We start from the raw sequence: 24,940 nt of genomic DNA, 5'->3' as shown, positions 1-24,940 counted from the left end.
GACCAATTTATTGCAACCGCAGTAGAACAGCCTTAAGTCCGACAGGCTGCTAGAAACGACCACTGACTTTTAACATCTTGCAGTTAACCCTTCTTTGTGCGAAATTCTCCAACGTTTAACAAAAAAGCAACGATAGCTATAGCTCAAGAAGAGCAGTTTGTGATGGTAAACCCATGACTGACTGCTTTAGATCATGAGACTACTGCAATAATAATTAATACAATGTGGAGCTCTGAAGAAAATGGTTGGCTCAAAACCCGATGCAATCAGCCTTTTATTAGCGGTGTTTACAATCGCTGTATTAACAACAGCAGCGACTTCGATCCTGATCTGACAAGCTGACAGTGTAAGCCAGGGACTGGCTTACTGACTTTTTTCACCGTATAACTGTTTTTCTGTTGCCACACCTTTCATGGGAATATCCCAGTCTGCCACAGGAATTGCACTGACTTTCTGACACTCATGTGCTAACCCTATCAGTATCGGTTTACTGCGTTTTCCCAGAAATGCAAAAGTCCGGTCGTAATAACCCGCTCCCATACCGAGGCGATTGCCCTCTTCATCAAAACCAGTGAGTGGCATGAGTACCAGATCCAGAGCTTCCGCCTTAACGGTTTTCTCAAGATCCAGTTCCGGTTCAGCAATTCCGTAACGGTTCTCTACCATTCGGGTATTAGGTCTGTAGAGCTGGAAATACATCTTGTCAGGGTCTTCCTGATCCAGAACCGGAAGATAGCAGAATTTATCTTGCTCCCAGATCGTCCGGGCAATAAATCCGGGATCAATTTCACCATCATTAGCCAGATACAGCGCGATATGCTGACTGTGTCGAAAAACCTCACTGCTACATACGACAGAGGATAGTTTCCTTGCAGCAGCAAGCTGCTGTTCAGCCGACAGGGATTGACGATTGTTACGTAACTGCTTGCGCAGGCTGGCTCGATCCATCTGAGATGACACCCGACATTGTTCTATTCGATTAATATTGTCCACTGCTGGAAGAGAATAAACAATGAGAGAAATGGACAAAGTCTTTAAGAAATCGGCGATTTCTTCCCCAGATAATCAAAAGGCCGCTGATTTCAGCGGCCTTTTGCAATACCCGGTTCCTGCTTAGAACGGAATATCATCATCAAAGTCGTCAAAGCCACCAGCCGTTGCAGCCTGAGGCTGTTGCTGAGGCTGCTGTTGTTGAGCAGGACGCTGTTGAGGCTGATGTTGTAGAGGTTGATGTTGTTGCTGTGGTGCCGCTGCGGGCGCTTGCTGTTGCATCGGCTGTTGGGGTGCACTGTATTGCTGCGGTGCGGGCTGCTGAGAGGCTGGCTGTTGTGTAGCCCTTGGCTGAAACTCACCACCACTGGCAGGCATCCCCATTCCGTCCTGGCGGCTATCCAGCATTTGGAGCTGGCCACTGAAGCCATCAACAACAACCTCTGTCGTGTACTTATCCTGACCGGACTGGTCCTGCCACTTACGGGTTTGCAGCTTACCTTCGATGTAAACCTTGGAACCCTTGCGCAGGTATTGCTGAGCAATTTCAGCCAGCTTTCCGAAAATGACCACCCTGTGCCATTCGGTTTTTTCCTGAGGCTGGCCGGTGTTACGATCTTTCCAGGACTCACTGGTCGCCACGCTCAGGTTAGCTACAGCGCTGCCATTTGGGGTAAAACGGACATCCGGATCATTGCCCAGGTTGCCGATCAGAATGACCTTATTAACACCACGTGCCATCAGTTTCTCCAGTAATTTTTAACATAAACCGTTTTCACTCCCAACAGGAATAAAAACAGGTTTCTGGTTGTAGCTTTCTCATTCATTTATGTCAACACTCACCGTATTGGCGCAGCGCGGCCATATCCACTATTTTTCTGTCCACCTTCAGATAGGCGGTTCTCTCACTATCCAGGACGGTCACTTCCTCAACCCCGGGAATAATGGCCAGCTCCCTGCCAATGGCACGGGCATCCAGGCTCATGGACGAGTCGAGGGCCATCACCATACTGCTGACATAAGGAGGTTGTTTCATGGTAACAGACAATAACCACCAGAGTGCAGTAGGGATTGCACAAACCATCATGACACCAGTCGCACCCCAGTACTGAAACGCCAACCCACCAAGACTGCCGCCCAGGGCCGCCCCCAGAAACTGGCTGGTTGAGTATACGCCCATAGAGGTTCCCCGAGTGCCTGCGGACGACAATTTACTGACCAGAGAAGGTAGTGTAGCTTCCAGAAAATTAAATGCCGCAAAAAACAGGAATATTCCCAGCAGTACACTTTCGACACGCCACATGCCGGCAATGGCTGCCAGCAACACAGTGACCGCACCTACAAAGCACTGTTTCAGGCGACGTTTGGCTTCACTGAAAATAATCACCGGTACGATCATGACAAAGGAGACCGAGAGTGCCACTACGTATATCCAACCGTGTTTTTCCCGGGCCATCCCCAGGATATCTTCCAACATTTGAGGCAAAAACACGAACAGGGCCATCAGGGTGAAATGCAGGGTAAAGATACCGGCCATCAACCTGAGCATTTCCGGATTGCCTACGACATTGCCTACGTCTTTTATACTGACTTTGGTGTTCAGATCAGTACGGGTCACCACTGGAGTTGGTACCATAAACAATAGAATTAGAATGCTTAAGCCCGCCATCACAGCATTACTGCCAAACAACCCCTCCAGCCCCCACCAGCTGGCGAATAGAGGGCCTAATAGCATCGCGATGCAGAATGAGAATCCGATACTGATACCAAATACCGCCATGGCCCGGGTACGGTATTGCTCGCGGGTCAAATCGGCCAGAAGTGCCGTGACGGCTCCGGATACCGCACCAGAACCTTGAAGAATCCGGCCAAAAATGACTCCGTAAATAGAGTCCGCCTGAGCGGCGACGAGACTACCCAGCATAAAGATCATCATACCGGCTATAATCACCGGCTTGCGCCCGAACCGGTCTGACATCCAGCCAAAGGGGATTTGCAGTGCTGCCTGGGTTAATCCATAAGCACCGATAGCAAAACCGGCCAGAGCCGGGGTGGCCCCTTGCAGGTCTTCGGAATAAAGGACCAGAACAGGCAGTACCATAAAGAGGCCAAACATCCTGAATACAAACACCAAAGACAGTGAGACCGTTGATTTCAGTTCCTGCGGAGACATTCCTGACTTCTTATATAACATTGCAAGCGGCTTATATTATCAGGAAAAGCTGTTGAAGTAAGGCACCGTGGGAAGACATTATGCCCGCTGGACTTGCGCCAAAAAAACCTTCCATATACCAACACTTTCCGGCCAATCAGCTATTTTTATTCCTTCCAGAGTAATCATGAAAAAGAAGTTTGCCTATCCCGGGGCAGGCGCATAATTACCCCAGGGAATAAACACAGAGGATTGATCAGCATGACATATCCTGTCCGATACGCCACTTATGTGAGGCTTTTCATGGTGGCAGTGCTTGCCACCACACTCGTGACTCCCACGTCGTCAGAAGCCCATTATGACCGTTATCACCGCCATCGTGATTGTGACCGCTCCGTATTTATTTCCGGTACAGTGCTTTTTGTGGGAGCTTTACTCTTGTATATCGAAATTTCGTCCTGGAATCGTTCAGGCAATACAGAGGATGCTGATACTCAGGAACACACATTGCAATTACCCGTCATCACCTACAAAAAAGAGGCAGCGTTAAAAAACCTTCACTCCGTAGGTATCAGGCTTGCTCCTGCGATAGACCGGAAATGCAAAATACTCGAATTAAAAGGTACCCGCAAGCAACTGAATACCCAAATCGAAGCAGTTATCTGTGACCCCATCTCACGAGTCAAAGGCGTGAATCGGGCTCTTTTAAGTGATATCCAAAAACAATGCCACGTCTGGTTCAGCAGAAACAGAATGGTATTTCCCCATGAAGTCAGTGGTTTTGATCTTAAAGAAGCCTTTAATGTTGTGCTTCCTGAACTGGTATACCGAGCTAAAATTCTGACCCTGTCCACCTATCAGGTATCACTGAATAACGATCATAAAAAGGACGCCACAGAAGATATGAGTTACTTCAGCATAACTATGAGCGGCTTCCAACCCAACGAGCACTTTAAAACCTGTTATCACTATCCAAGGAGTGCCGGAATGAACCCTCCCATGATGGACTCTAATGGCGAACTGGTTTTTAAACTGCCAAAACAGGGCGTTACTCATCTGCATCAGGACGGACACGCCGAGTACATCCTGGCAACCCACCTGTCGGTCAACCAGGCTAACATCGCTTACGCCTGGAAGCTGGGCGCTCCCTGGCCACCGCTGCCCGCGCCGGTCAGATTAACAGCAGCAGCCGGGGAGATTATGCCCATTCACGTTATTGATCAAGAACAAACAAACGAAAGTACCCGTCTTCAGGTTAAGGGAGAGAGGAGTATCACTGGTGACTGAACTCATCGCGGTCGATAGCAAATGGAGACCAGGCCTGACGTGTTGGCATCACCTCAACACGGTTAATGTTGATGTGCTCCGGCAAAGTTGCAATATAAAACATTTGCCCGGCAATATCTTCGGAGCTCAGAGGTGTGGTGCCACGGTATAAGTTATCTGATGCCTCCTGGTTTCCTTTGGTGCGCACCAGTGTGAATTCCGTCTCTGCAATGCCTGGCGATAGATCAGTAACACGTACCCCCGTCCCCTGCAGATCGCACCTCAGGTTGTAGCTGAATTGCTTAACAAATGCCTTACTGGCACCATAAACATGGCTTCCCGGATAAGGCCATTGACCTGCTATTGAGCCCACATTGATGATGGTAGCACCGGCCCCGGTCCTGATTAAGGCAGGCAAGAGTGCGTGTGTGACATTGACCAAACCGGTAACGTTGGTATCTATCATGGTGTGCCAGTCATCAAGATCAACCTCGGGGGCGCCCTGAGGCGCCAGTGCCAGACCTGCATTGTTAACCAGGGCTGTAACCTCTGAAAATTCTTCTGGCAAGGACTCTACTGCTTTAATCACGGCTTCTGAATCCCGCACATCCAGTTGCATCACATGCACTGGAACACCCAGAGTCTCTCTGAGATCCAAAAGCCTTTCTAAACGACGTCCCGATAAAACCAGCGACCACCCCTCTTTTGCGAATTTTTGTGCGGCAGCTTTACCAAAACCGGAGGTTGCGCCGGTAATAAATGCAACTTTCTTCATAATGATTTCCTTGTTAAATCATAATTGTGAGCAGTGCCAACATCATCAAAATGGGCGCTACCGTGTTTTTAGGTGATGAACCCGGGTATAAATCGAACAATTTTTTTCCCAACAGACTGCCCAGCATGGCAACGGGAAAGAGAAGCAAGCTGAACTGAATAGACTGGGCCGAGACAGCATCGACGAAGAGCAATCCCAGCAGAGATACCGCCGAACTCAAGATAAAAAACAGTATCGCCGTAGCTCTTATTTCATTTGCCTTTAACGATAGGTTTAAGAGATACAACACCAGTGGCGGGCCACCCGCTGAAGCCGTGGTCATCCCAAACCCTGACACTGCACCGGCGAGCAAGGCGTAGCGATGGTTAAGCCATGTCAACCGCAGATCAAACAGGATCAAAGCACCGGCAATCAATGAGAAACCTGCAATCATCATCTTTAGTTCATCTGCCGAGATGGCGGAGATAAACAAAAGCGAAACAGGTATTGCACCTAACATGCCCAATGTGAGCATGGTCAGCAGACGTCGATTAACCTGCGTCCTGATTCCTGATAACAGACAGAGACTACTGAGCAGATCAAGTGTCAGAGCAATCGCAATTGCATCAAATGGGGAATACACAAGGCTTAGACACAAGGCAGCAATAATGGCAAAGCCAAAGCCACTGTAGCCCCTTACTAATCCGGCAAAAAAAACAAATACCGTTGCTAAGCCCATTATCCATTCCATTACGTACTGCGAGTTGATGCCATCAATGTAATGAGCCCGGAGCCTATCCTATAGAGCCAGTTTTTCAGATTGTCTGAGTCAGTAGCGCCACCCCGTACCCTGACACAAGGCTTTTTTTAAACTGTCCCTACATCCTCTTTCATGTTTCTCGCCAAGATAGCGGCAAAACACAAACGAAGGCTCAATACTCCGCAGGAGAATGAAAATGGATGTATTTGAAACAAATGTATCAAATCAGCACGTCATAGACTTGGATAAACACGTATTCCATTCCTGGTCTGTACAAGATTCAGCAGCACCAATAGCTATTGCCGGTGCACAAGGATGTAACCTGTGGGACTTCGAAGGGAAGCAGTATCTGGATTTTAGTAGCCAGTTAGTCAACACCAATATTGGCCACCAACACCCAAAAGTTATTGATGCCATCAAGGCACAGGCTGAGTCCCTGGTGACCATAGCGCCAGCAACAGCTAACCTTGCCCGGGGTGAAGCAGCCAAACGCATACTGGATAAAGCACCCGGTAATTTTAACAAGGTGTTTTTTACCAATGCAGGCGCTGATGCCAATGAAAATGCGATTCGCATGGCAAGACAATTTACCGGTCGTGACAAGGTGCTCTCTGCCTACCGCTCATACCACGGCAATACCGGCTCAGCTATCGCTGCCACAGGCGACTTTCGCCGCGTACCTAATGAATACAGCCGCGGGCATGTGCACTTTTTTAACCCTTATTTCTACCGCACTGAGTTCAACGCAAAGACTCAGGAAGAAGAGTGTAAACGAGCCCTGCAGCACCTTAAACGAGTGATTGAATGTGAAGGACCCGATTCCATTGCGGCTATTCTTCTGGAGACAATCCCCGGCACAGCCGGTTTCCTGCTGCCACCGGAAGGCTACTTGAAAGGGGTTAGAGACCTGGCCACCGAGCATGGTATACAGCTGATCTTCGACGAAGTAATGGTTGGATTCGGTCGCACTGGCCGTTGGTTTGCCTTTGAGCACTTTAACGTTATCCCGGATCTGGTCACCTTCGCTAAAGGGGTTAACTCAGGCTATGTCCCTGCTGGCGGCGTTGTCGTAAGCGAGCCGATCTCGGAGTATTTCAAGAGCAACTTCTTTATGGGCGGCCTCACTTATTCGGGCCATCCACTGGCAATGTCTGCTATTGTCGCAACCCTGGATGCGATGGAAGAAGAAGGCATTGTTCGCTACGCCGATGAGGTAGGAAACACGGTTCTGGGACCCGCACTGATCGATCTGATGGAAAAGCACAATAGCATAGGAGACATTCGCGGCAAGGGCATGTTCTGGGCCCTGGAGCTGGTCGAGGACAGAACAACACGAGAGCCTTTAAGTAATGAGAAAATGGCTTCCCTTAAAGCCAAACTAACCGACAAGGGCCTTCTTTCTTTTATAGTGAACAACCGTATTCACGTAGCACCACCTCTTATTGTTAAACCCAATGAGATTGCTCAGGGTGTAGCCATTATTAGCCAGGTACTCTCGGATTTTGATTAAACATTAGTAATAAAGACGCCAGGGCAGTTGTCCTGGCGTTGGTGCCTCCAAAGATCGAAAATGTTAGCCCTCCAGAGCTCTTGCCAGTTGTTCAACCCCTGGGGTAATAAGCGCTTTATCAATGGCATGAAAGCCGAGTCTGAAAAAAGTATTGATTTCGGGGTTGGCTTGTTGCTGCCCCATAAAATGTGAATATCCTGTCTCTATCAGAACCCCGCGTTGAGAAGCTCTGGACGCCAGTCGTTGACTGCTTATTTGGTTGGGTGTTTCTAACCACAAGGCATTGCAATAATTGCCCATGGCCAGTCGCTTACAATCCGGAAGATAGTGCTCAACCGCTTGATTAATCTCGTGCCAGCGTTGGCGGGTGTTGTCTTTGAAGCGCCGCAGGAAGCTGTCGTAGTAGCCCTGTGAAATAAAGTGCGCCATTTCCATTTGCACCCGGCTGGGCGGGTGGCGATACATTAAGCGACGCAGTGTGCGCAACTCATAGATCAACTCTTCCGGGGCAACGATATAACCGAGGCGAAGCCCGGGTGCCAATGTCTTGGAAAAACTACTGACGTAGACAACACGGTTGTTCTTATCCAATGCTTTCAGTGCAGGTAAGGGGTCCCACTCAGAGTTGCTGTCTGAGTCGTAATCATCCTCAATAATGATGGCGTCGTTTTTTTGCGCTAAATGTAAAAGGTCACACCGGCGTTGTTTACTCATAGTCACCCCCGTTGGAGCCTGATGACTCGGTGTAACATAGAAATAATCACAGATGGATGACAGTTCGTTCAGCACCAGTCCGTCCTGATCGACGGTGTGCGGATGAAGCTGAGCCCGGGCCAAACTAAAAATATTGTTTGCTTCTTTATAACCAGGGTTTTCCACCCCTACTCGAGTGTGTTTATCCATCAACATTTTGGAGAGCAAATACAGGGCGTTCTGCGAGCCAACCGTAATTAGAATCTCATCGCTCTTGGCGTGAATACCTCGCTGAGGAAGTACCCGGGTCCGGATCTGCTCTACCAATAGCTCCACATCCTTATCGACTTTGTCACACAGCCAACTATGATCTTTCGGGTCCGCAATCACCTTACGAGTAGATTCCCGCCATTGCGCCAGAGGGAAATCATTAATGCTCGGTTGCCCATAAATAAAAGGATATTGATAACAGCTCCAGTGTGAGGGTTTCACTATACGAGGGAAAGCGTCAGTAGAAACCTTGAGTCGTCGGCTCCAGTTTGCTGCATTAGCGGGGTTATCTGCCTCAAAATGGTTCAACTCTTGTTCCACCTCTTCAAGTCTGGAGGAGTATTTTTCCGACAGATAATAACCACTTCTTGGCTTACTTATAAGATAACCGTCGTCTGATAAGCCTTCATAGACCAGTGACACGGTATTACGTGAGACCTTCAATTGACTTGAAAGCTTGCGGCAGGAAGGTAGCGCCTCATCAGCAGAGAAGACACCTTCAAGTATTGCCTTAACCAGGTACTCTCTTACCTGCTCCTGCAAACTTCTCTTCGAATCAAACTCAATGAAACAGCTGTAATTTATCCCCATGGAGTAAACCTTTTGGATATTTTTATTCATTGCATTCGATTGACTCCAGCAAGAAGCAAGCCAATATACTAAATTAGTCGTATTAACTTTATTTTCTACCAGCTGTCCCAATCAGCCCGGTAAATTGGCTCTAACCCATTCATCTTTCTCATCTCTAAAGTGAAGGCGTTCACAAATCACAGCAAGTAACAAATTATGAGACATGGAATAAAACTTAGAAAATGGGTAGCCGTTGCCGCAGCAACGATGTCTTTAGGCATGTCCAGTGTGATTGTTGCCGATGAGTCGCCATCTTTCGCCAGCAAGGGGATAAAGGTAGCGACAGAGGATAACTATTCTCCGTTCAACTTTATCGATAAAGGCAAGCCGACCGGAATCAATAAAGATCTTCTGGATGAACTTCGCGACTACTCTGACTTCAAAGTAAAACAAGAGATTCTGCCCTGGACAGGCCTTCTGGCATCCGTTTCGGCAGGTCAGTATGACCTTGCCCTCACGGGTGCCATCATCACTGACGCTCGTCTGAAAGTATTCGATTTCACTCCACCCATCGCCTCCGCACAGCACTATTTCGTTGCCCGCGCAAAAGACGACAGCATCAATACCATCGCGGATCTGGATGGGAAAAGAGTTGGCTTGCAGGCAGGCAGTGCCCTGTTGGAAAGACTTCCTGAGTTAAAAACCATGCTTGAAGCACAAGGCAAGAAACTGGGTAAAGTGGTTGAATATCAATCCTACCCTGAAGCCTACGCCGATCTGGCTAATGGTCGCATCGATTACGTGATTAACAGTATCGTGAATATAAATGAGCTGGTAAAAACCAAGCCCGGGGTATTCAAGAAAGGTGAAGCTGTATCCGGCCCTGGCTTTGTCAGTTGGCCTGTCCCGAAAGACAGTCCTGAACTGCTGGCCTACCTGACCGACTTCTTTGCACACCTGAAAGAGACTGGTCGCATGGCTGAATTGCAAGAGAAATGGTTCGGTGAATCCTTTGATGAACTGCCAGCCAACGCCATCGTCTCCGTTGAACAGTATCAAAAATTGACTGCAGTACAATAAACCACTCGTCATAGTTCAGTGACGGCCAGGACTCAAATACGACTACTCCCGGGAGCCTGGTCTTACCTAAAAAACAACGTTAATACTACTGCAGACAGGTAGGTGTATATGGATTACTACGGATGGATGCAATTGCTTCAGGGAGCATGGACCACTGCATGGATATCAATGGTATCCATCGCACTCGGAGTGGTTATCGGACTCGTGATAGCGCTCATTCGAATGGCAAAATTACCGATTATCGATCAGATATTAGGTGTCTATGTCAGTTGGGCCAGAGCCACACCACTGGTCACATTAGCCTTGTTCATCTTCCTCTCTTTCCCATCGTTTGGCATCAATCTCGATAAACACTTCTCGGCCATCCTGTGTTTAACACTGAATACTTCGGCATTTAATGCCGAGATCTGGAGAAATGCATTCCTCAACTTCTCTAGCGGACAGAAAGAGGCTGCCGAAGCCCTGGGTATGCGACGAATGACCTACTTCAGACGCATCATGTTCCCTCAAATGGTGGTCATGAGCCTGCCCGCACTGGTCAACGAGATGTCTTTCCTGATCAAAGGCAGCCCGGCGATTGCCGTCATTGGCGTGGTTGACCTGACTCGCGTTACCAACCGAATCGCAGCAGTCACTTATGAACCTCTCCTTCCTATCCTCTGCGCTGGCATTCTTTACATGTGCATCATAGGCGTGCTGATCAAATTACAACAGATGGCCGAGAGAAAGGCTAACTATCTGGCTGGCTGACAATAAGGAGTAGTTATGACTGAATGGGAAATAATCTGGCAGCAAAGAGAGATCTTTATCTCGGGTTTTGGTAATACCTTTGCACTATTTTTTGCCGGGTCAATCGCAAGTTTCATTCTGGGTGTGACCCTGCTCTACACTCTCGAAAATGGCTCGAAAGGTGTTAAAGGTAGCGTGATTCTGGTCATCAACATGATGCGCACCCTGCCCTTCCTGATTCTGGCTTACCTGTTGTACTATGGTTTACCCCAGGCCGGTATCCGCATGGATGCCTTTACCGCGGGCCTGATCTCCCTGAGCCTTTATCATGGCACCTATTTTTGTGAGATTTTCAGAGGCATTCGCAAGGGATTAGACTCAGGCCTGATGGAAGCAGCCCAGGCTTGTGGCTTCTCCAGGTTCAAGACCTTTACCCGCATCATCATACCCAATGTGTTGTTGAGATCCGTGCCGCTCATTGCCAATCAGCTGATCATCTGCCTGAAAGACACTGCCTTTCTATGCATTATTACTGTCGGCGAGATCACAGCGGCAGCTAACAGTATTCAATCAACCTACTTCATCCCGCTTAACGCATTTATTGTGGCTATCGCTCTGTATTGGATTATCAGTATCGCCATTGAACAGGTCAGCAAAATCACACTTAATAAAGTTCAGGATAGAGGGCTAAGCCATGCTTAATGAAAAGATTCACACCGGGCCAGTTGAAACCCCGAAAACCGTTCAAGAAACGTCACCTGTTGTAGAACTGCCTGTCCGATATCCAAAATCAGAATCGAATGCCCAGGATATTGTCAAGGTGGTGAACCTATCCAAACAGTTTGACGGGATCGAGGTGCTCAGAGACATTAATCTCACGATCAAAAAGGGAGACGTTGTCAGTATCCTGGGCTCTTCCGGCTCAGGTAAGTCCACTTTGCTCCGTTGTATGAACTGGCTTGAACAACCAGAACGGGGCAGCATCCATTTAGGTGATGAACGTATTGGTATCAATCCTGCTACCAGAAAACCACTAAAATACAAAGAGCTCGCCAAGATTCGCGAGCGTATCGGCATGGTATTTCAAAGCTTCAACCTCTGGCCCCATCTCACTGTGCTCAGGAATGTAATGGAAGCCCTGTTGCACGTTAAGAAGATGCCAAAAGTTGAGGCGGAAAAGATTGCCAGAGCGCAATTAGAAAAGGTTGGTATGTCTCATAAACTCGACAGCTACCCAAGCATGTTATCGGGCGGTCAAAAACAGAGGGTCGCTATCGCCCGCGCCCTGGCTATGGAGCCAGAGGTGTTACTGTTTGATGAACCCACCTCAGCCCTTGACCCTGAACTGGTTGATGAGGTTCTGACCGTGATGCAGTCCTTATCGAAAGAGGGTTACACCATGGTGGTGGTAACACACGAAATGGAGTTTGCCAGAAACGTCTCAAGTCAGGTGGTGTTCCTGGAAAAAGGCATCCTGATTGAAAAATGCCCACCAGAAAAGTTCTTCACTCATCCGGATTCACCTCGGGTAAGACAGTTTTTGAAGCTGGATGGTGCCTGACTTCAAAATCAAAACTGGGAACATAAAGCTCTGGATTGCAGGGCTTTTAGCCGTTTTGCTGAGTGTTTTTCTTTTCAAGCAACGCAAAACTGCTGGTCAGCGACTCTGCCAAGTTAATATTTTTTTCTTCCATAAGTGCTTCCAGCGCAGGATAAAGAGCACCCAGTTGCTTTTCGAGCGTGTCTCTAATGGTGTCGACGATCACCTGCGTGCCTCGCTCAATTTCAATGTTGGCCCAATCACCTGCTTTTTTATCACTAAATGTTGTGACTCTTCGGGTCTCGGGAATCAACCAGACTTCAAAACAATCGTTCTTCTTGTCGACATCAGATAAAGTTAAGCTGCAACCATTAATCGCTATATAGCCCTTAGGGAAAATGTATTGTCCCCACTCATGGTCGTAGACAAACCGCACCCGACAGTTTCCCTCGATTTCTTCTAGTGCAAGAATTTGGGCCCGGAAGTCGATGTGTCCGGATAAAGGGTGTCCGCCAATTTCTGCTCCGTCGATGGCTGCGCGTTCAACATTCACGCTCTGGCCACTGACATAACCCCCTAATGTCGTTACCTGCAAGCTTTGTAAAATGACATCAAATCTGGCCCGAGTCGGGCTGACAATGTCTGTTACCGTCAGGCAAACACCGTCAACCGCAACACTGGCTCCTGTATTCAACCCCTGACAAAAGTTTTCTGGAAATTCAATGTCAAAGGTTCTGATACTATCGTGATCATCCACACGTTCAATCTTAGCCGTGCCTTGAACAATGCCTGTAAACATTCTATTGGCTCCATCACTTTTGATTCACTAGCAGGGTATACGCATAGGACTGTTAGCAGGATCTTCGACAGTGTTTCTTAAGGCGGTCAATAGAAACTGTAATTTAATGTCTGCACCAAAAATATTACACGACTATTGCTTAAAGTGCTTTAATTCTCTCCAGCTTGCTGTCGGACAGCTATTAACATGGGTTTGCGTGAGTAAAGTCTATATAATTGCTCCTTTGCCTGACAGATGGTACTGAGGGACTGGCTTTGGACACGATCACCGTACGGGGTGCAAGAACCCATAACCTGAAGAACATCGATCTGGATATGCCCCGGGACAGCCTGATTGTCATCACCGGTCTGTCCGGATCAGGAAAGTCGTCACTGGCCTTCGATACCCTTTACGCCGAGGGTCAGCGTCGCTATGTGGAATCGCTGTCAGCCTATGCACGCCAGTTTCTCTCGATGATGGAAAAGCCGGATGTCGACCACATTGAAGGTTTGTCACCCGCCATCTCCATTGAACAAAAGTCCACCAGTCATAACCCACGCTCAACCGTTGGCACCATCACTGAAATATACGACTACCTGCGTTTATTGTTTGCCAGAACCGGCACACCCCGATGCCCTGAGCATCACTTACCGCTGGAAGCCCAGACTGTCAGCCAGATGGTGGACCAGGTACTGGCGTTGCCAGAGGGTACTAAACTGATGCTGCTAGCCCCCGTAGTCAGGGATCGAAAAGGTGAACACCTCCATGTTTTCAGTGAACTGAGGGCCCAGGGTTTTATTCGCGCCCGGATTGATGGCATTGTCACCGACCTCGACAATCCACCCGAGCTGGACAAGAAGAAAAAACACACCATTGAAGTAGTGGTTGATCGCTTCAAGGTGAGAGAAGACCTGCAGTTGCGTCTGGCAGAATCTTTTGAAACAGCTCTGGAGCTCACCGACGGGCTTGCAGCGGTCAGCTTTATGGACGGTGAGCAGCATGACATTGTTTATTCTGCCCGCTTTGCCTGCCCGTCCTGTGGCTATAGCATCAATGAACTGGAGCCTCGCATGTTCTCGTTCAACAACCCGGCGGGAGCTTGCCCCAGTTGTGATGGGCTGGGGGTCAAGCAGTTTTTTGATGAAGATCGTATTGTCCAGCACCCGGAGTTAACCCTGGCAGAAGGCGCTATTCGTGGCTGGGATCGCCGCAGCGTCTATTACTTTCACCTGTTGAAGTCGCTGGCTGCTCACTTCGGCTTTGACATTGATACCGCTTTTGATGATCTTACTGCGGAACAACAGACCATTATTCTTCATGGCTCCGGCGAAGAGCAGATTGATTTTAGTTACGTCAACGATCGGGGCGATGTTTACAAAAAGCGCCATCGCTTTGAAGGCATTATCCCCAACTTTGAACGCCGCTTCCGGGAGACGGAATCCCAGTCTGTGCGTGAAGAGCTTTCCAAGTACCTCAGCACACAGCACTGTCCAGGTTGTAAAGGCACTCGTCTTCGCCAGGAATCAAGACATGTCTTTATCGAAGATGAAACACTGCCCGATTTGGTGAGACTCCCGGTAGAACGTGCACTTGCATATTTCGAACAACTTAGTTTGCCCGGTCAGAAAGGGGAGATTGCTGAAAAAATCCTGAAAGAGATCTGCGATCGTCTAAGCTTCCTGGTGAATGTGGGCCTTAACTACCTGACACTTGATCGAAGTGCGGATACCCTGTCCGGGGGTGAAGCCCAGCGGATTCGACTGGCCAGTCAGATTGGTGCTGGTCTGGTGGGTGTTATGTATATTCTGGACGAGCCGAGTATTGGATTGCACCAGCGGGATAACGAACGCCTTTTGAATACACTGACCCGTCTTCGCGATCTGGGCAATACGGTGATTGTCGTAGAACATGACGAAGACGCTATTCGAACTGCCGACCACGTTATCGATATCGGTCCGGGTGCCGGGGTTCATGGCGGTGAAATTATTGCCCAAGGCACGCCTGCCCAAATTATGGATCATGAAAAGTCAGTCACCGGCCAGTACCTGAATGGCACGAAAGCCATTGCGATTCCTGAAAAACGTACAAGAGCGGATAAAAATAAGCGGATTAAACTCACGGGCTGCTCCGGCAATAACCTGAAGAATGTCACACTGGAAATCCCGGTGGGGCTGATGACCTGTGTCACCGGCGTTTCCGGTTCAGGAAAGTCTACCCTCATCAACAATACCTTGTACCCTATTGCTGCCCAAGTCCTGAATAGTGCCACCACTTTAACAGCATCAAAACACAAGAAGATCAGCGGCCTGAATCACTTCGACAAATGCATTGATATTGATCAAAGCCCTATTGGTCGCACGCCAAGATCCAATCCTGCAACCTACACAGGCATTTTTACCGCCATTCGTGAACTGTTTGCCGGAACCCAGGAAGCCCGCTCCCGTGGCTATAAACCCGGTCGTTTCAGCTTTAACGTTAAGGGTGGTCGATGTGAAGCCTGTCAGGGCGACGGTGTCATTAAGGTAGAGATGCATTTTCTGCCGGATATTTACGTACCCTGTGACGTCTGCAAGGGCAAACGATACAACCGTGAAACCCTGGACGTTAAATACAAGGGCAAGAATATTCATGAAGTCCTGGAGATGACCGTCGAAGAAGCTCTGGAATACTTTGAACCCATTCCTGCCGTTAAACGCAAACTGCAAACCCTTATGGATGTTGGTCTGTCGTATATCCATCTGGGGCAGAACGCTACCACGCTCTCCGGAGGTGAGGCACAACGGGTGAAGCTGGCTAAGGAACTTTCCAAGCGGGATACCGGAAAAACCCTTTATATTCTTGATGAACCCACCACAGGGCTGCACTTCCACGATATTGAACAGCTACTGGCAGTTCTGCACAGGCTACGAGATCGCGGTAATACCGTGGTAGTGATTGAGCACAATCTGGATGTGATCAAAACAGCAGACTGGATCGTTGATCTGGGACCCGAGGGAGGTGACGGCGGGGGCCAAATCATTGCCGGGGGTCCACCTGAAGTGGTGGCCGAAAGCACAGCCTCCCATACCGGCCGCTTCCTGAAGCCGATGCTAAAGTAAACTGATCCATAACCCGGCTCTGAGATGCAAACAGAGCCCACCCTATACAGCCAGTGCCAGGGCGCTCATTAGTTGCTTTTATGCATTGAAGCTGACAGCTCAATGGAGGATGATTCTTCCCTTGAAATTGCACCTTGAGAAAGGGGTCTGACCCACTGTATTCAGTCAACAGGACGCATACCACTTTTTCTTTCGCTCTAGGTATCTCGGCTTAAGCACTTTAAGGAGTCCACTATGTGGGGCAAGAACAGCTCAGAAAACAGTTTGATCAGCAGCACCAGAAATGATGACACTATCACGCTGATTGCTGCAGGCACTGAAGTTGAAGGCGATATCCGTTTCCGTGGCACCGTTCATGTTGAAGGTAAAATCAAGGGCAATGTCAGTTCCAATGATGGCAAACTGCAGCTGATCGCCGGCAGCCGTGTAGAAGGCAATATGACTGCTGCCCATATAGTCATCAATGGTCGTGTCACTGGCGACGTTTTCGCCACTGACAAGCTGGAGCTTTCAGCCGATGCCCATGTAGAAGGCAACGTATATTACGATGTGATGGAAATCGCGGCCGGGGCTGCCATCAATGGCAAGATGGAGCGTATGCACAAAAGCGGAGAACTGTTGCTCAATACCTCTGAGGAGGAGGAAGAAGCCAAGATCAAGCAACTCGAGTCTACCTGATCCTCTGAGAGGAAACTCGAGGCCATTTTTATGGAAATACACTTACTCAAAAAGCAAAACATTGATCCAGATCAATTCCTGGATAGGCGTAAATACTTATAGTACAAACCACAGGAGTGAGAGCAAATAGACAATAAGAACAATTTCACAATAAAAAATAATACATGGAACCAAGAATAAAAATCATAACACCTTGATGTAACCAGACCATAAAAAGCCAGATTCGATAAGGGTCTGGCTTTTTATTTTATTATCTGTGAAACCAGAAACCCTGCCAGCACAATTACACCAAAAATCACCACCAAAAAATCGTTCCCGGGGTTTCGGTACCGTCTGAGTACATTGGACTTATAAAGCCCTACGACCGGAACAAAGAAAAGGATAATCGCCATCATGGGAGCCACTATGGCATCCATGATCAACAGAATACTCCAGTCACCGACGCCGGCAATCCAGCATCCCAGGGCTACCAGAAAAAGACTCAAGCCCCTGGAGCTGCCAGAAGGAAGCGTCAACTCACTGGGCCTGAGCTTCTCTAACCCCACACTGAACAAGCTATCAATGACTTCAATAGTGCCAAGAAAGAAACCAAAGAAAGAGGTTAAAATCGCCACAAAGGCGATAACAGGTGCCAGACTCGAGAAAATAAAGTTGCCAGGTTGATTAGCCAGGATGGAGAGAGTCGGGAGATTTTGAGCTTTCGCAAGCTCTATCTGTTCTGGCGTCAGAGCCAATATACATGAAAGTACAAAAAATAATGTAATAAGCAGTAAAAGCAGAGAACTTTTGAAGTGAATCTGGTCGGTCTTGGCGATGCACTGGTGAAGCTCAGGGATTTGACGCCGGTATGATTGAGCAAAGGATGAACAAACAGGTGCATGATAGAAAGAAAACACCAGCACAGGCAAAGTCAGAAGAAAGGTTGTTACGATGTCCGTCATAGGTACTTCCTGTCGGAGAAAATCCATTCGCCACTGAGGGATCAAATACAAACCTATACACAACAATGTGAGTGCCAGAGGAAACACCAGACTGCTGATAAGTGTCAAAAGCTTCTGCTCTGAACCACAAAAAAGGGAAATCATGCCAACGACCAGCAAAAACACGAGCAAAGGTCTGTTTACTTCACCCGCCCATTCAAGCTGATTGATCAGAAAGCTCTCGGTAACGTTTGAAATGCCAATCGTGTAGAGCAGTAAAACAGGAAACATCGACAAAAAGCAGATCAGCATCAACCACTGGCCGACTTTATTGCCAAATCTCTCTCTTACAACACTGCTGATATCACTATCAGGTTTTCGGGAAGACAAAAAGAATCGGGTTAACCCTCTATGGGTAAGAAATATCATGGGGCCACTGACCAGAGCCATGAACAGAAGAGGCCATATACCACCACTGCCTGCCGCTATGGGAAGGTAAAGAAGCCCTGCACCAATACCTGTACCTACGTGACTGAACATCCAGCCTGTATCCCTGGCAGTCCATTCTGATTTGGAGTATTTTCCGATAGAACGTTTGACTTCAACACCCTGATTTGACATAGACCCTCGAACAGCAGAACAGCAATGCTTATGCAGTATAGACAGTGGAAAGACGGTTCGAGTTCCCCTGTCATTGTCAGCTGGGTCAATTCAGGAAAGGCTTCACTTGCCTGACTGAGTTTCAAGTTTCAAAAAAAACCGGACACAAGGTCCGGTTTTTTTTTGAAAGAGTAAAACTTACTCTTCAGTAGCTTCCGCTTCAGCCACTGGACGATCCAGCAACTCAACAATAGCCATAGGCGCATTGTCACCCTTACGGAATCCGCACTTCAGGATACGGATATAACCGCCCGGGCGCTCTTTGAAACGAGGGCCCAGTTCGGAGAACAGCTTACCAACAGTCTCTTTGTTACGGAGACGATCAAACGCCAGACGACGGTTGGCTACGCTGTCTTCCTTGGCCAGGGTGATCAGCGGTTCAGCAACACGGCGCAGCTCTTTAGCTTTCGGCAGTGTCGTTTTGATTACTTCATGCTCTACCAGGGAAGCAGTCATGTTCTTGAACATCGCCTTGCGATGTGAACTGTTCCGGTTGAGCTTGCGGCCACTCTTACGATGACGCATGGCACAAACTTCCTCATTCTACCATCTGCCCTGCACCCACTCTGTTGGAGTGAGTGAAAAAGCCAATGGCTGCTTAAGCAGAAATCTTGTCGTCGCCCTTCAGGCTGGCCGGTGGCCAGTTGTCGAGACGCATACCCAGGCTCAGACCACGGGAGGCCAGAACGTCCTTGATCTCGGTCAGGGACTTCTTACCCAGGTTCGGGGTCTTGAGCAGTTCAACCTCAGTGCGCTGAATCAGGTCACCAATGTAGTAGATGTTTTCTGCCTTCAGGCAGTTAGCACTACGTACGGTCAGTTCGAGATCATCCACAGGGCGCAGCAGAATAGGATCAACTTCATCCTCTTCCTTAACTGGCTCTGGTTCAGGCTCGCCTTCCAAATCAACGAATACAGCCAGCTGCTGTTGCAGAATGGTTGCAGCACGACGGATAGCTTCATCCGGGTCCAGAGTACCGTCGGTTTCCAGATCAAGAACCAGCTTGTCCAGATCGGTACGCTGCTCAACACGAGCGCTTTCAACGACATAGGAGACGCGGTAAACAGGGCTATAGGTGGCATCCAGTTGCAGACGGCCAATAGCACGAGTCTCTTCTTCATCCTGATGACGGCTGTCAGCAGACTCATAACCGCGGCCACGCGCTATTCTTAGCTGCATGTTCAAGTCGCCTTTCTCATTCAGATTGGCGATCACATGATCCGGGTTTACGATTTCAACATCGTGGTCCAACTGGATATCCGCAGCAGTCACAGGGCCGGAACCTTTTTTGGTCAGACTCAGTGTTGCTTCGTCACGGCCGGTCATGCGAATGGCAAGACCTTTGAGGTTCAGCAGGATGTCAATAACATCTTCCTGAACACCTTCAATCGCACTGTATTCATGCTGTACACCATCAATCTCAACTTCAGTCACGGCACAGCCGGGCATGGAAGAAAGAAGGATACGACGCAAAGCATTGCCCAAGGTATGTCCAAAACCACGCTCAAGCGGTTCCAGAGTTACCTTAGCGCGCGTCAGGCTAATTTCCTCGACATCAATGTGTCTAGGAGTAAGAAATTCAGTAACCGAATTCTGCATGGATGTTACACCCCACCTAACTGTCTATCCCTTACTTGGAGTACAGCTCGACGATCAAGTTTTCGTTGATGTCGGCTGACAGGTCACTCCGCTCGGGCAGCACCTTGAAGGTACCTTCCTTTTTGCTGGCATCAACTTCAACCCAGGTAGAAAACCCACGCTGAGCGGCCAGTTCAAGGGCTGCATTAATACGCAGCTGGTTTTTAGCCTTTTCGCGGATGGCGACAACATCGCCAGGCTGAACCTGATAGGAAGGAATGTTTACTGTCTTTCCATTTACCAGGATGGCTTTGTGGCTTACCAGCTGACGTGCTTCGGCACGGGTGGAACCGAATCCCATGCGGTAAACTACATTATCAAGGCGAGACTCAAGCAGTTGCAAGAGGTTTGCACCAGTTGCACCTTTCTTGCGATCAGCGGCCTTATAGTAGTTACGGAACTGCTTCTCCAGTACGCCATAGATACGACGAACTTTCTGCTTTTCACGAAGCTGTACACCGTAGTCAGAAAGACGGCCACGACGCTGACCGTGCTGACCTGGAGCTATTTCTGCTTTGCACTTTGACTCGAGTGCACGGACGCCGCTCTTCAGAAAAAGATCAGTGCCTTCACGACGAGACAGTTTGCACTTTGGACCAATATATCTAGCCATTTATACCGACTCCTGCTTATACACGACGCTTTTTAGGCGGACGACAACCGTTGTGGGGGATCGGGGTAACATCAGTGATGTTAGTGATCTTATAACCACAAGCGTTCAATGCGCGTACAGCGGATTCGCGGCCAGGACCAGGTCCTTTCACGCAGACATCCAGATTCTTCAGACCGTATTCAGCGGCAGCCTGACCTGCACGCTCGGCAGCAACCTGGGCTGCAAACGGCGTGCTCTTACGAGAACCACGAAAACCGGAACCGCCGGCTGTGGCCCAGGCCAGAGCATTGCCCTGACGATCGGTAATAGTCACGATAGTGTTGTTAAAAGAAGCGTGGATGTGAGCTACTCCGTCAACAACCTGCTTTTTAACCTTCTTACGTGAACGAGTACCTGGCTTTGCCATATCAGAATAAATCCTGTTTCATAAGAACGGTATTACCATTCTTAATTGATACTTACTTACGAATAGGCTTGCGAGGACCCTTACGGGTGCGAGCATTCGTCTTGGAACGCTGACCACGAACCGGCAGACTGCGACGGTGGCGGATACCACGGTAGCAACCCAGATCCATGAGGCGTTTAATGTTCATGCTGATTTCACGACGCAGATCACCTTCAACATCCAGCTTGGCGATTTCGCCACGCAGGGATTCCAGTTGATCTTCGCTCAGATCAGCGATTTTGGCTTCTGGCTTAACGCCAGTGGATTCGCACAGCTTTTTGGCTGTGGTCTTGCCGATGCCGAATATGTAGGTCAACGAGATAACAGCATGTTTGTTATCCGGAATGTTGACGCCAGCAATACGGGCCATTCAATCGTCTCCGTTTGTTTTCTCCGTGAGTTCATCCTTGTCTTTAAAGACAGGGACATTTTGAGTTCACGGTTATTTTCGCCTGTAGACTTACTTGACCAACTTTACAGCCAGCCATGCGACATTTATCGACTTCGCAATCTATAGGCAGATAACACGGACCGGAGCAGCACCTGAAGATACTGTTGAGAATGCGACGAAGCACGCCCATCCAGTCCATTGTTAGATGCTTACACAACTAACAGGTCGAAAGGCGGAAATTTTAATCCCACCTACGACAAAATACAACCGCTCATGATGCTCATGAGCGGTTGTATTTATCTGTAGCCTTGTGAGGTCAGACCATAACAGCCCGGGCTAACCCGAAAGACCTCATACACAATCAGCCTTGACGCTGTTTGTGTCGCGGCTCAACGCAGATCACACGAACAGTGCCCTTGCGCTTGATAATCTTGCAGTTACGGCAGATTTTCTTGACCGATGCACGTACTTTCATTATTCACTCCACCATTTCAGAGCTAGCGGCATTCGTTGCAGAACCGGTGTTAGCGGATCAGGCCACCACCACCATAGCCCTTAAGATTGGATTTCTTCAGCAGTGACTCGTACTGATGTGACATCAGGTGAGACTGCACCTGAGCCATCGTATCCATGACGACCACTACTACGATCAGCAGACTGGTACCACCCAGATAGAAAGGCACGTTAGCCGAAACTACCAGGAACTGTGGCAGCAGACATACCGCTGTCATGTAAATAGCGCCAAACATGGTTAAACGAGTCAGGACACCATCGATGTAACGGGCAGACTGTTCACCAGGACGAATACCCGGAATGAATGCCCCTGACTTCTTCAGGTTGTCCGCAACGTCCTTCGGGTTGAAGACCAGTGCAGTGTAGAAGAAGCAGAAAAAGATGATCCCTGCCGAGAACAGAACTATGTTCAGCGGCTGACCCGGACCCAGCGCCAGTGCGATATCCTGAAGCCATTCCCAACCTTCACCCTGTCCAAACCATTGTGCAATGGATGCAGGAAAGAGCAGAAGACTGGAAGCAAAGATAGCTGGAATAACACCGGCCATATTGACTTTCAGAGGCAAATGGCTGCTCTGTGCCGCGAATACTTTACGACCTTGCTGACGCTTGGCGTAATTGACAGTAATACGGCGTTGACCACGCTCAATGAATACAACGAACGCGATAATTGCAATGGCCAGCAGGGCGATTGCGAGCAGCGCCAGGATATTGATGTCACCCTGACGGGCTGACTCGAAAGACCGCCCAATCGCGCCAGGCAGACCAGCGACAATACCTGCAAAAATCAGGATAGAGATGCCGTTACCAATCCCGCGTTCAGTCACCTGCTCGCCCAGCCACATCATAAAGACGGCGCCGGTTACGAAGGTGACTACAGCGACCACGTAGAAGCTGATATCAGGATTGAATGCTACGCCCTGGTTGGCAAGACCTACGGTCATGCCGGTACCCTGAACGAACGCCAGCACCACTGTCAGGTAGCGGGTATACTGGCTGATCTTGCGTCGGCCCGATTCACCTTCCTTCTTTAGCTGTTCCAACTGCGGGCTGACCACCGTCATCAACTGAATGATGATGGACGCCGATATGTAGGGCATGATTCCCAGCGCCAGTACCGACATACGCTCCAGAGCACCACCAGAGAACATGTTGAACAGGCCAAGAATGGTCCCTTCATTTTGTTGAAACATCCGGGCCAGGGCATCAGGGTTGATGCCGGGCACAGGAATATGAGCACCGATCCGATATACAAGGATCGCCAGAAATACGAATTTGAGGCGAGAAATTAACTCGCCCAAACCGCTTTGATTCCCAACAGGTAGTGTCTTAGCCATTTAGTCCTCGATCTTACCACCAGCAGCTTCGATCGCGGCGCGTGCGCCCTTGGTAGCTGCCACACCTTTCAGTGTTACGGCCTTGTTCAGTTCGCCGGACAGTATCACTTTCGCACGCAGGATGCTACCGTTGATAAGGTCTGCAGCCTTCAGAGCAGCCAGATCGATCACGTCGGATTCAACCTTGGCCAGCTCGTGCAAACGAATTTCAGCAGTAAAACGCGCCTTGCGGGAAGTAAAACCGTACTTGGGCAGACGACGTTGCAGTGGCTGCTGTCCGCCTTCAAAACCAGGTCTTACTGAACCACCGGAACGAGACTTCTGACCTTTGTGACCACGGCCACCGGTCTTACCCAAACCGGAACCGATGCCACGGCCAACGCGCTTACGCTCTTTACGACTGCCTTCAGCAGGACTCAGAGTATTCAGACGCATGTTATTCTCCTTCGACCTTAACGAGGTAAGATACCTTGTTGATCATGCCGCGAACGGAAGGAGTATCTTCCACTTCAACCGTGTGGTTGATGCGACGCAGACCCAGGCCACGGACGCAAGCCTTGTGGCTTTCGAGGCGACCGTTAGTGCTCTTTACGAGCGTCACTTTGATCTTCTCAGCCATGACTTACCCCAGAATGTCTTCAACAGACTTGCCACGCTTGGCAGCAATGTCATCAGGAGAACGCATGTCGCGCAGACCCTTGAAGGTTGCGTTAACAACGTTCACAGGGTTGGTGGAACCGTAGCACTTGGCCAGTACGTTATGTACGCCAGCCACTTCCAGAACAGCACGCATAGCACCACCGGCAATAACACCAGTACCCGCAGAAGCAGGCTGCATGTAGACCTTGGAAGCACCGTGACGGGCTTTAACAGGGTACTGCAGAGTGTCGCCGTTCAGGTCGACCTGGATCATGTTGCGACGGGCAGCTTCCATAGCCTTCTGGATAGCAACTGGCACTTCACGCGCCTTGCCACGACCGAAGCCCACTTTGCCTTTACCATCACCAACAACGGTCAGGGCTGTGAAACCGAAGATACGACCACCCTTCACCACTTTGGCTACACGGTTAACCTGTACCAGCTTTTCGATCAGACCTTCGTCATTGTTTTGCGGTTTACGCTCATCTTTCGCCATGATGCCTACCCTCAGAATTCCAGACCGGCTTCACGGGCTGCATCGGCGAGAGCCTTAACACGACCGTGATACTTAAAACCGGAGCGGTCGAAAGCGACCTTGGCAACACCAGCAGCTTTAGCACGCTCAGCAATCAGAGCACCTACTTTTTTAGCAGCTTCAACGTTACCGGTAGCTTCGCCACGCAGCTCCTTCTCTACGGTGGAGGCAGAGGCCAGCACCTTGTCACCCTCAGGGGCAACCACCTGCGCATAGATATGACGCGGTGTGCGATGAACGCTCAGACGGTTGGCGCCCAGTTCACGCATCTTCATCCGTGCACGGCGGGCACGACGCAGGCGAGCAGAATTTTTATCAATCATGATCACCCTACCTTACTTTTTCTTGGCTTCTTTACGACGAACGTGTTCGTCGTAAAG

General features: G+C 49.2%; 27 protein-coding genes. 8 read left to right on the top strand and 19 right to left on the bottom strand.

Annotation, left to right across the window (positions count from 1 at the left end; genetic code table 11):
- Positions 1–363: 363 nt before the first annotated feature.
- From KDK17_RS08985 to KDK17_RS08975, 3 genes are all read right to left on the bottom strand, one after another.
- Entirely contained in the window at positions 364–948 is a 585-nt protein-coding gene (locus KDK17_RS08985) for a 5-formyltetrahydrofolate cyclo-ligase (RefSeq protein ID WP_257255057.1), read from the bottom strand.
- A 165-nt stretch (positions 949–1,113) separates the two neighbouring features.
- Entirely contained in the window at positions 1,114–1,731 is a 618-nt protein-coding gene (ssb, locus tag KDK17_RS08980) for a single-stranded DNA-binding protein (RefSeq protein ID WP_306670750.1), read from the bottom strand.
- A gap of 91 nt (positions 1,732–1,822) precedes the next feature.
- Positions 1,823–3,163: an MFS transporter gene (locus tag KDK17_RS08975; protein ID WP_257275230.1), complete on the bottom strand. Its 1,341-nt coding sequence runs from the start codon at positions 3,161–3,163 to the stop codon at positions 1,823–1,825.
- Between the two features lie 240 nt (positions 3,164–3,403).
- Between KDK17_RS08975 and KDK17_RS08970 the strand changes: the two genes are divergently transcribed.
- On the top strand, positions 3,404–4,429 hold the full coding sequence (locus tag KDK17_RS08970) for a hypothetical protein (protein WP_257255059.1): 1,026 nt from the start codon (positions 3,404–3,406) through the stop codon (positions 4,427–4,429).
- On the opposite strand, the gene KDK17_RS08965 is transcribed toward KDK17_RS08970, so the two are convergent.
- Positions 4,416–5,183 (bottom strand): SDR family NAD(P)-dependent oxidoreductase, encoded by a 768-nt coding sequence (locus KDK17_RS08965; RefSeq protein ID WP_257255060.1) that lies wholly within the window; start codon positions 5,181–5,183, stop codon positions 4,416–4,418. The two genes, KDK17_RS08970 and KDK17_RS08965, sit on opposite strands and share 14 nt — an antisense overlap.
- A 13-nt stretch (positions 5,184–5,196) precedes the next feature.
- Positions 5,197–5,901, bottom strand: coding sequence for a TSUP family transporter (locus KDK17_RS08960; RefSeq protein WP_257255061.1), 705 nt, complete (start codon positions 5,899–5,901; stop codon positions 5,197–5,199).
- Positions 5,902–6,118: 217 nt separating this feature from the next.
- Here KDK17_RS08960 and KDK17_RS08955 point away from each other — a divergent pair, with 217 nt between their 5' ends.
- Positions 6,119–7,432, top strand: a complete 1,314-nt coding sequence (locus KDK17_RS08955) for an aspartate aminotransferase family protein (RefSeq protein ID WP_257255062.1) — start codon at positions 6,119–6,121, stop codon at positions 7,430–7,432.
- A gap of 63 nt (positions 7,433–7,495) precedes the next feature.
- Here the strand turns inward: KDK17_RS08955 and KDK17_RS08950 are convergent, their stop codons facing one another.
- Entirely contained in the window at positions 7,496–9,016 is a 1,521-nt protein-coding gene (locus tag KDK17_RS08950; protein ID WP_257255063.1) for a PLP-dependent aminotransferase family protein, read from the bottom strand.
- 165 nt (positions 9,017–9,181) lie between these two features.
- Between KDK17_RS08950 and KDK17_RS08945 the strand changes: the two genes are divergently transcribed.
- The 4 genes from KDK17_RS08945 (at position 9,182) to KDK17_RS08930 (ending at position 12,335) form a co-directional block, all read left to right on the top strand.
- On the top strand, positions 9,182–10,045 hold the full coding sequence (locus KDK17_RS08945) for a transporter substrate-binding domain-containing protein (protein ID WP_257255064.1): 864 nt from the start codon (positions 9,182–9,184) through the stop codon (positions 10,043–10,045).
- A gap of 108 nt (positions 10,046–10,153) precedes the next feature.
- On the top strand, positions 10,154–10,795 hold the full coding sequence (locus KDK17_RS08940) for an amino acid ABC transporter permease (protein WP_257255065.1): 642 nt from the start codon (positions 10,154–10,156) through the stop codon (positions 10,793–10,795).
- 15 nt (positions 10,796–10,810) lie between these two features.
- A complete protein-coding gene (locus tag KDK17_RS08935; protein WP_257287888.1) occupies positions 10,811–11,476 on the top strand; it encodes an amino acid ABC transporter permease in 666 nt (221 codons plus the stop codon).
- Complete coding sequence (locus tag KDK17_RS08930; protein ID WP_306671260.1) at positions 11,469–12,335, top strand: amino acid ABC transporter ATP-binding protein; 867 nt, start codon at positions 11,469–11,471, stop codon at positions 12,333–12,335. The genes KDK17_RS08935 and KDK17_RS08930 overlap by 8 nt, the downstream gene beginning before the upstream one ends.
- 46 nt (positions 12,336–12,381) lie before the next feature.
- Here the strand turns inward: KDK17_RS08930 and KDK17_RS08925 are convergent, their stop codons facing one another.
- A complete protein-coding gene (locus KDK17_RS08925; protein WP_257287887.1) occupies positions 12,382–13,113 on the bottom strand; it encodes a riboflavin synthase subunit alpha in 732 nt (243 codons plus the stop codon).
- A gap of 254 nt (positions 13,114–13,367) precedes the next feature.
- Between KDK17_RS08925 and uvrA the strand changes: the two genes are divergently transcribed.
- Positions 13,368–16,190: an excinuclease ABC subunit UvrA gene (gene uvrA, locus KDK17_RS08920; protein WP_257254928.1), complete on the top strand. Its 2,823-nt coding sequence runs from the start codon at positions 13,368–13,370 to the stop codon at positions 16,188–16,190.
- Positions 16,191–16,424: 234 nt separating this feature from the next.
- Complete coding sequence (locus KDK17_RS08915; protein ID WP_257254927.1) at positions 16,425–16,868, top strand: polymer-forming cytoskeletal protein; 444 nt, start codon at positions 16,425–16,427, stop codon at positions 16,866–16,868.
- Positions 16,869–17,110: 242 nt separating this feature from the next.
- Here KDK17_RS08915 and KDK17_RS08910 read toward each other — a convergent pair whose 3' ends face one another.
- The 12 genes from KDK17_RS08910 to rplR all read right to left on the bottom strand — a co-directional run bounded on the left by KDK17_RS08910 (position 17,111) and on the right by rplR (position 24,883).
- Complete coding sequence (locus KDK17_RS08910) at positions 17,111–18,409, bottom strand: amino acid permease (protein WP_257254926.1); 1,299 nt, start codon at positions 18,407–18,409, stop codon at positions 17,111–17,113.
- Between the two features lie 177 nt (positions 18,410–18,586).
- Positions 18,587–18,973, bottom strand: coding sequence for a 50S ribosomal protein L17 (rplQ, locus tag KDK17_RS08905; RefSeq protein ID WP_257254925.1), 387 nt, complete (start codon positions 18,971–18,973; stop codon positions 18,587–18,589).
- A gap of 73 nt (positions 18,974–19,046) precedes the next feature.
- Complete coding sequence (locus KDK17_RS08900; RefSeq protein WP_257254924.1) at positions 19,047–20,048, bottom strand: DNA-directed RNA polymerase subunit alpha; 1,002 nt, start codon at positions 20,046–20,048, stop codon at positions 19,047–19,049.
- A gap of 31 nt (positions 20,049–20,079) precedes the next feature.
- Positions 20,080–20,700 (bottom strand): 30S ribosomal protein S4, encoded by a 621-nt coding sequence (gene rpsD, locus KDK17_RS08895; protein ID WP_257254923.1) that lies wholly within the window; start codon positions 20,698–20,700, stop codon positions 20,080–20,082.
- Positions 20,701–20,716: 16 nt separating this feature from the next.
- A complete protein-coding gene (gene rpsK / locus KDK17_RS08890) occupies positions 20,717–21,106 on the bottom strand; it encodes a 30S ribosomal protein S11 (RefSeq protein WP_034841784.1) in 390 nt (129 codons plus the stop codon).
- 52 nt (positions 21,107–21,158) lie between these two features.
- A complete protein-coding gene (gene rpsM / locus KDK17_RS08885; protein WP_257254922.1) occupies positions 21,159–21,515 on the bottom strand; it encodes a 30S ribosomal protein S13 in 357 nt (118 codons plus the stop codon).
- Positions 21,516–21,897: 382 nt separating this feature from the next.
- Positions 21,898–22,011, bottom strand: coding sequence for a 50S ribosomal protein L36 (gene rpmJ, locus KDK17_RS08880; protein ID WP_079253874.1), 114 nt, complete (start codon positions 22,009–22,011; stop codon positions 21,898–21,900).
- 49 nt (positions 22,012–22,060) lie between these two features.
- Positions 22,061–23,386 carry a preprotein translocase subunit SecY gene (gene secY / locus KDK17_RS08875; RefSeq protein ID WP_257253601.1) on the bottom strand — a complete coding sequence of 442 codons (1,326 nt, stop codon included), beginning with the start codon at positions 23,384–23,386 and terminating at the stop codon, positions 22,061–22,063.
- Positions 23,387–23,821 (bottom strand): 50S ribosomal protein L15, encoded by a 435-nt coding sequence (rplO, locus tag KDK17_RS08870; RefSeq protein WP_257253599.1) that lies wholly within the window; start codon positions 23,819–23,821, stop codon positions 23,387–23,389. It lies immediately after the preceding gene.
- Position 23,822: 1 nt separating this feature from the next.
- A complete protein-coding gene (gene rpmD, locus KDK17_RS08865; RefSeq protein ID WP_252177315.1) occupies positions 23,823–24,005 on the bottom strand; it encodes a 50S ribosomal protein L30 in 183 nt (60 codons plus the stop codon).
- Positions 24,006–24,008: 3 nt separating this feature from the next.
- Positions 24,009–24,521, bottom strand: coding sequence for a 30S ribosomal protein S5 (gene rpsE, locus KDK17_RS08860; protein WP_252177316.1), 513 nt, complete (start codon positions 24,519–24,521; stop codon positions 24,009–24,011).
- An 11-nt stretch (positions 24,522–24,532) separates the two neighbouring features.
- Positions 24,533–24,883, bottom strand: coding sequence for a 50S ribosomal protein L18 (rplR, locus tag KDK17_RS08855; RefSeq protein ID WP_257253596.1), 351 nt, complete (start codon positions 24,881–24,883; stop codon positions 24,533–24,535).
- Positions 24,884–24,940: the final 57 nt, after the last annotated feature.

Source organism: Endozoicomonas sp. SESOKO2 (assembly GCF_024606245.1).
Lineage (GTDB): Bacteria > Pseudomonadota > Gammaproteobacteria > Pseudomonadales > Endozoicomonadaceae > Endozoicomonas_A.
The sequence above is the reverse complement of the archived record's forward strand: the minus strand, read 5'-3'. Positions and strand labels throughout refer to the sequence as shown.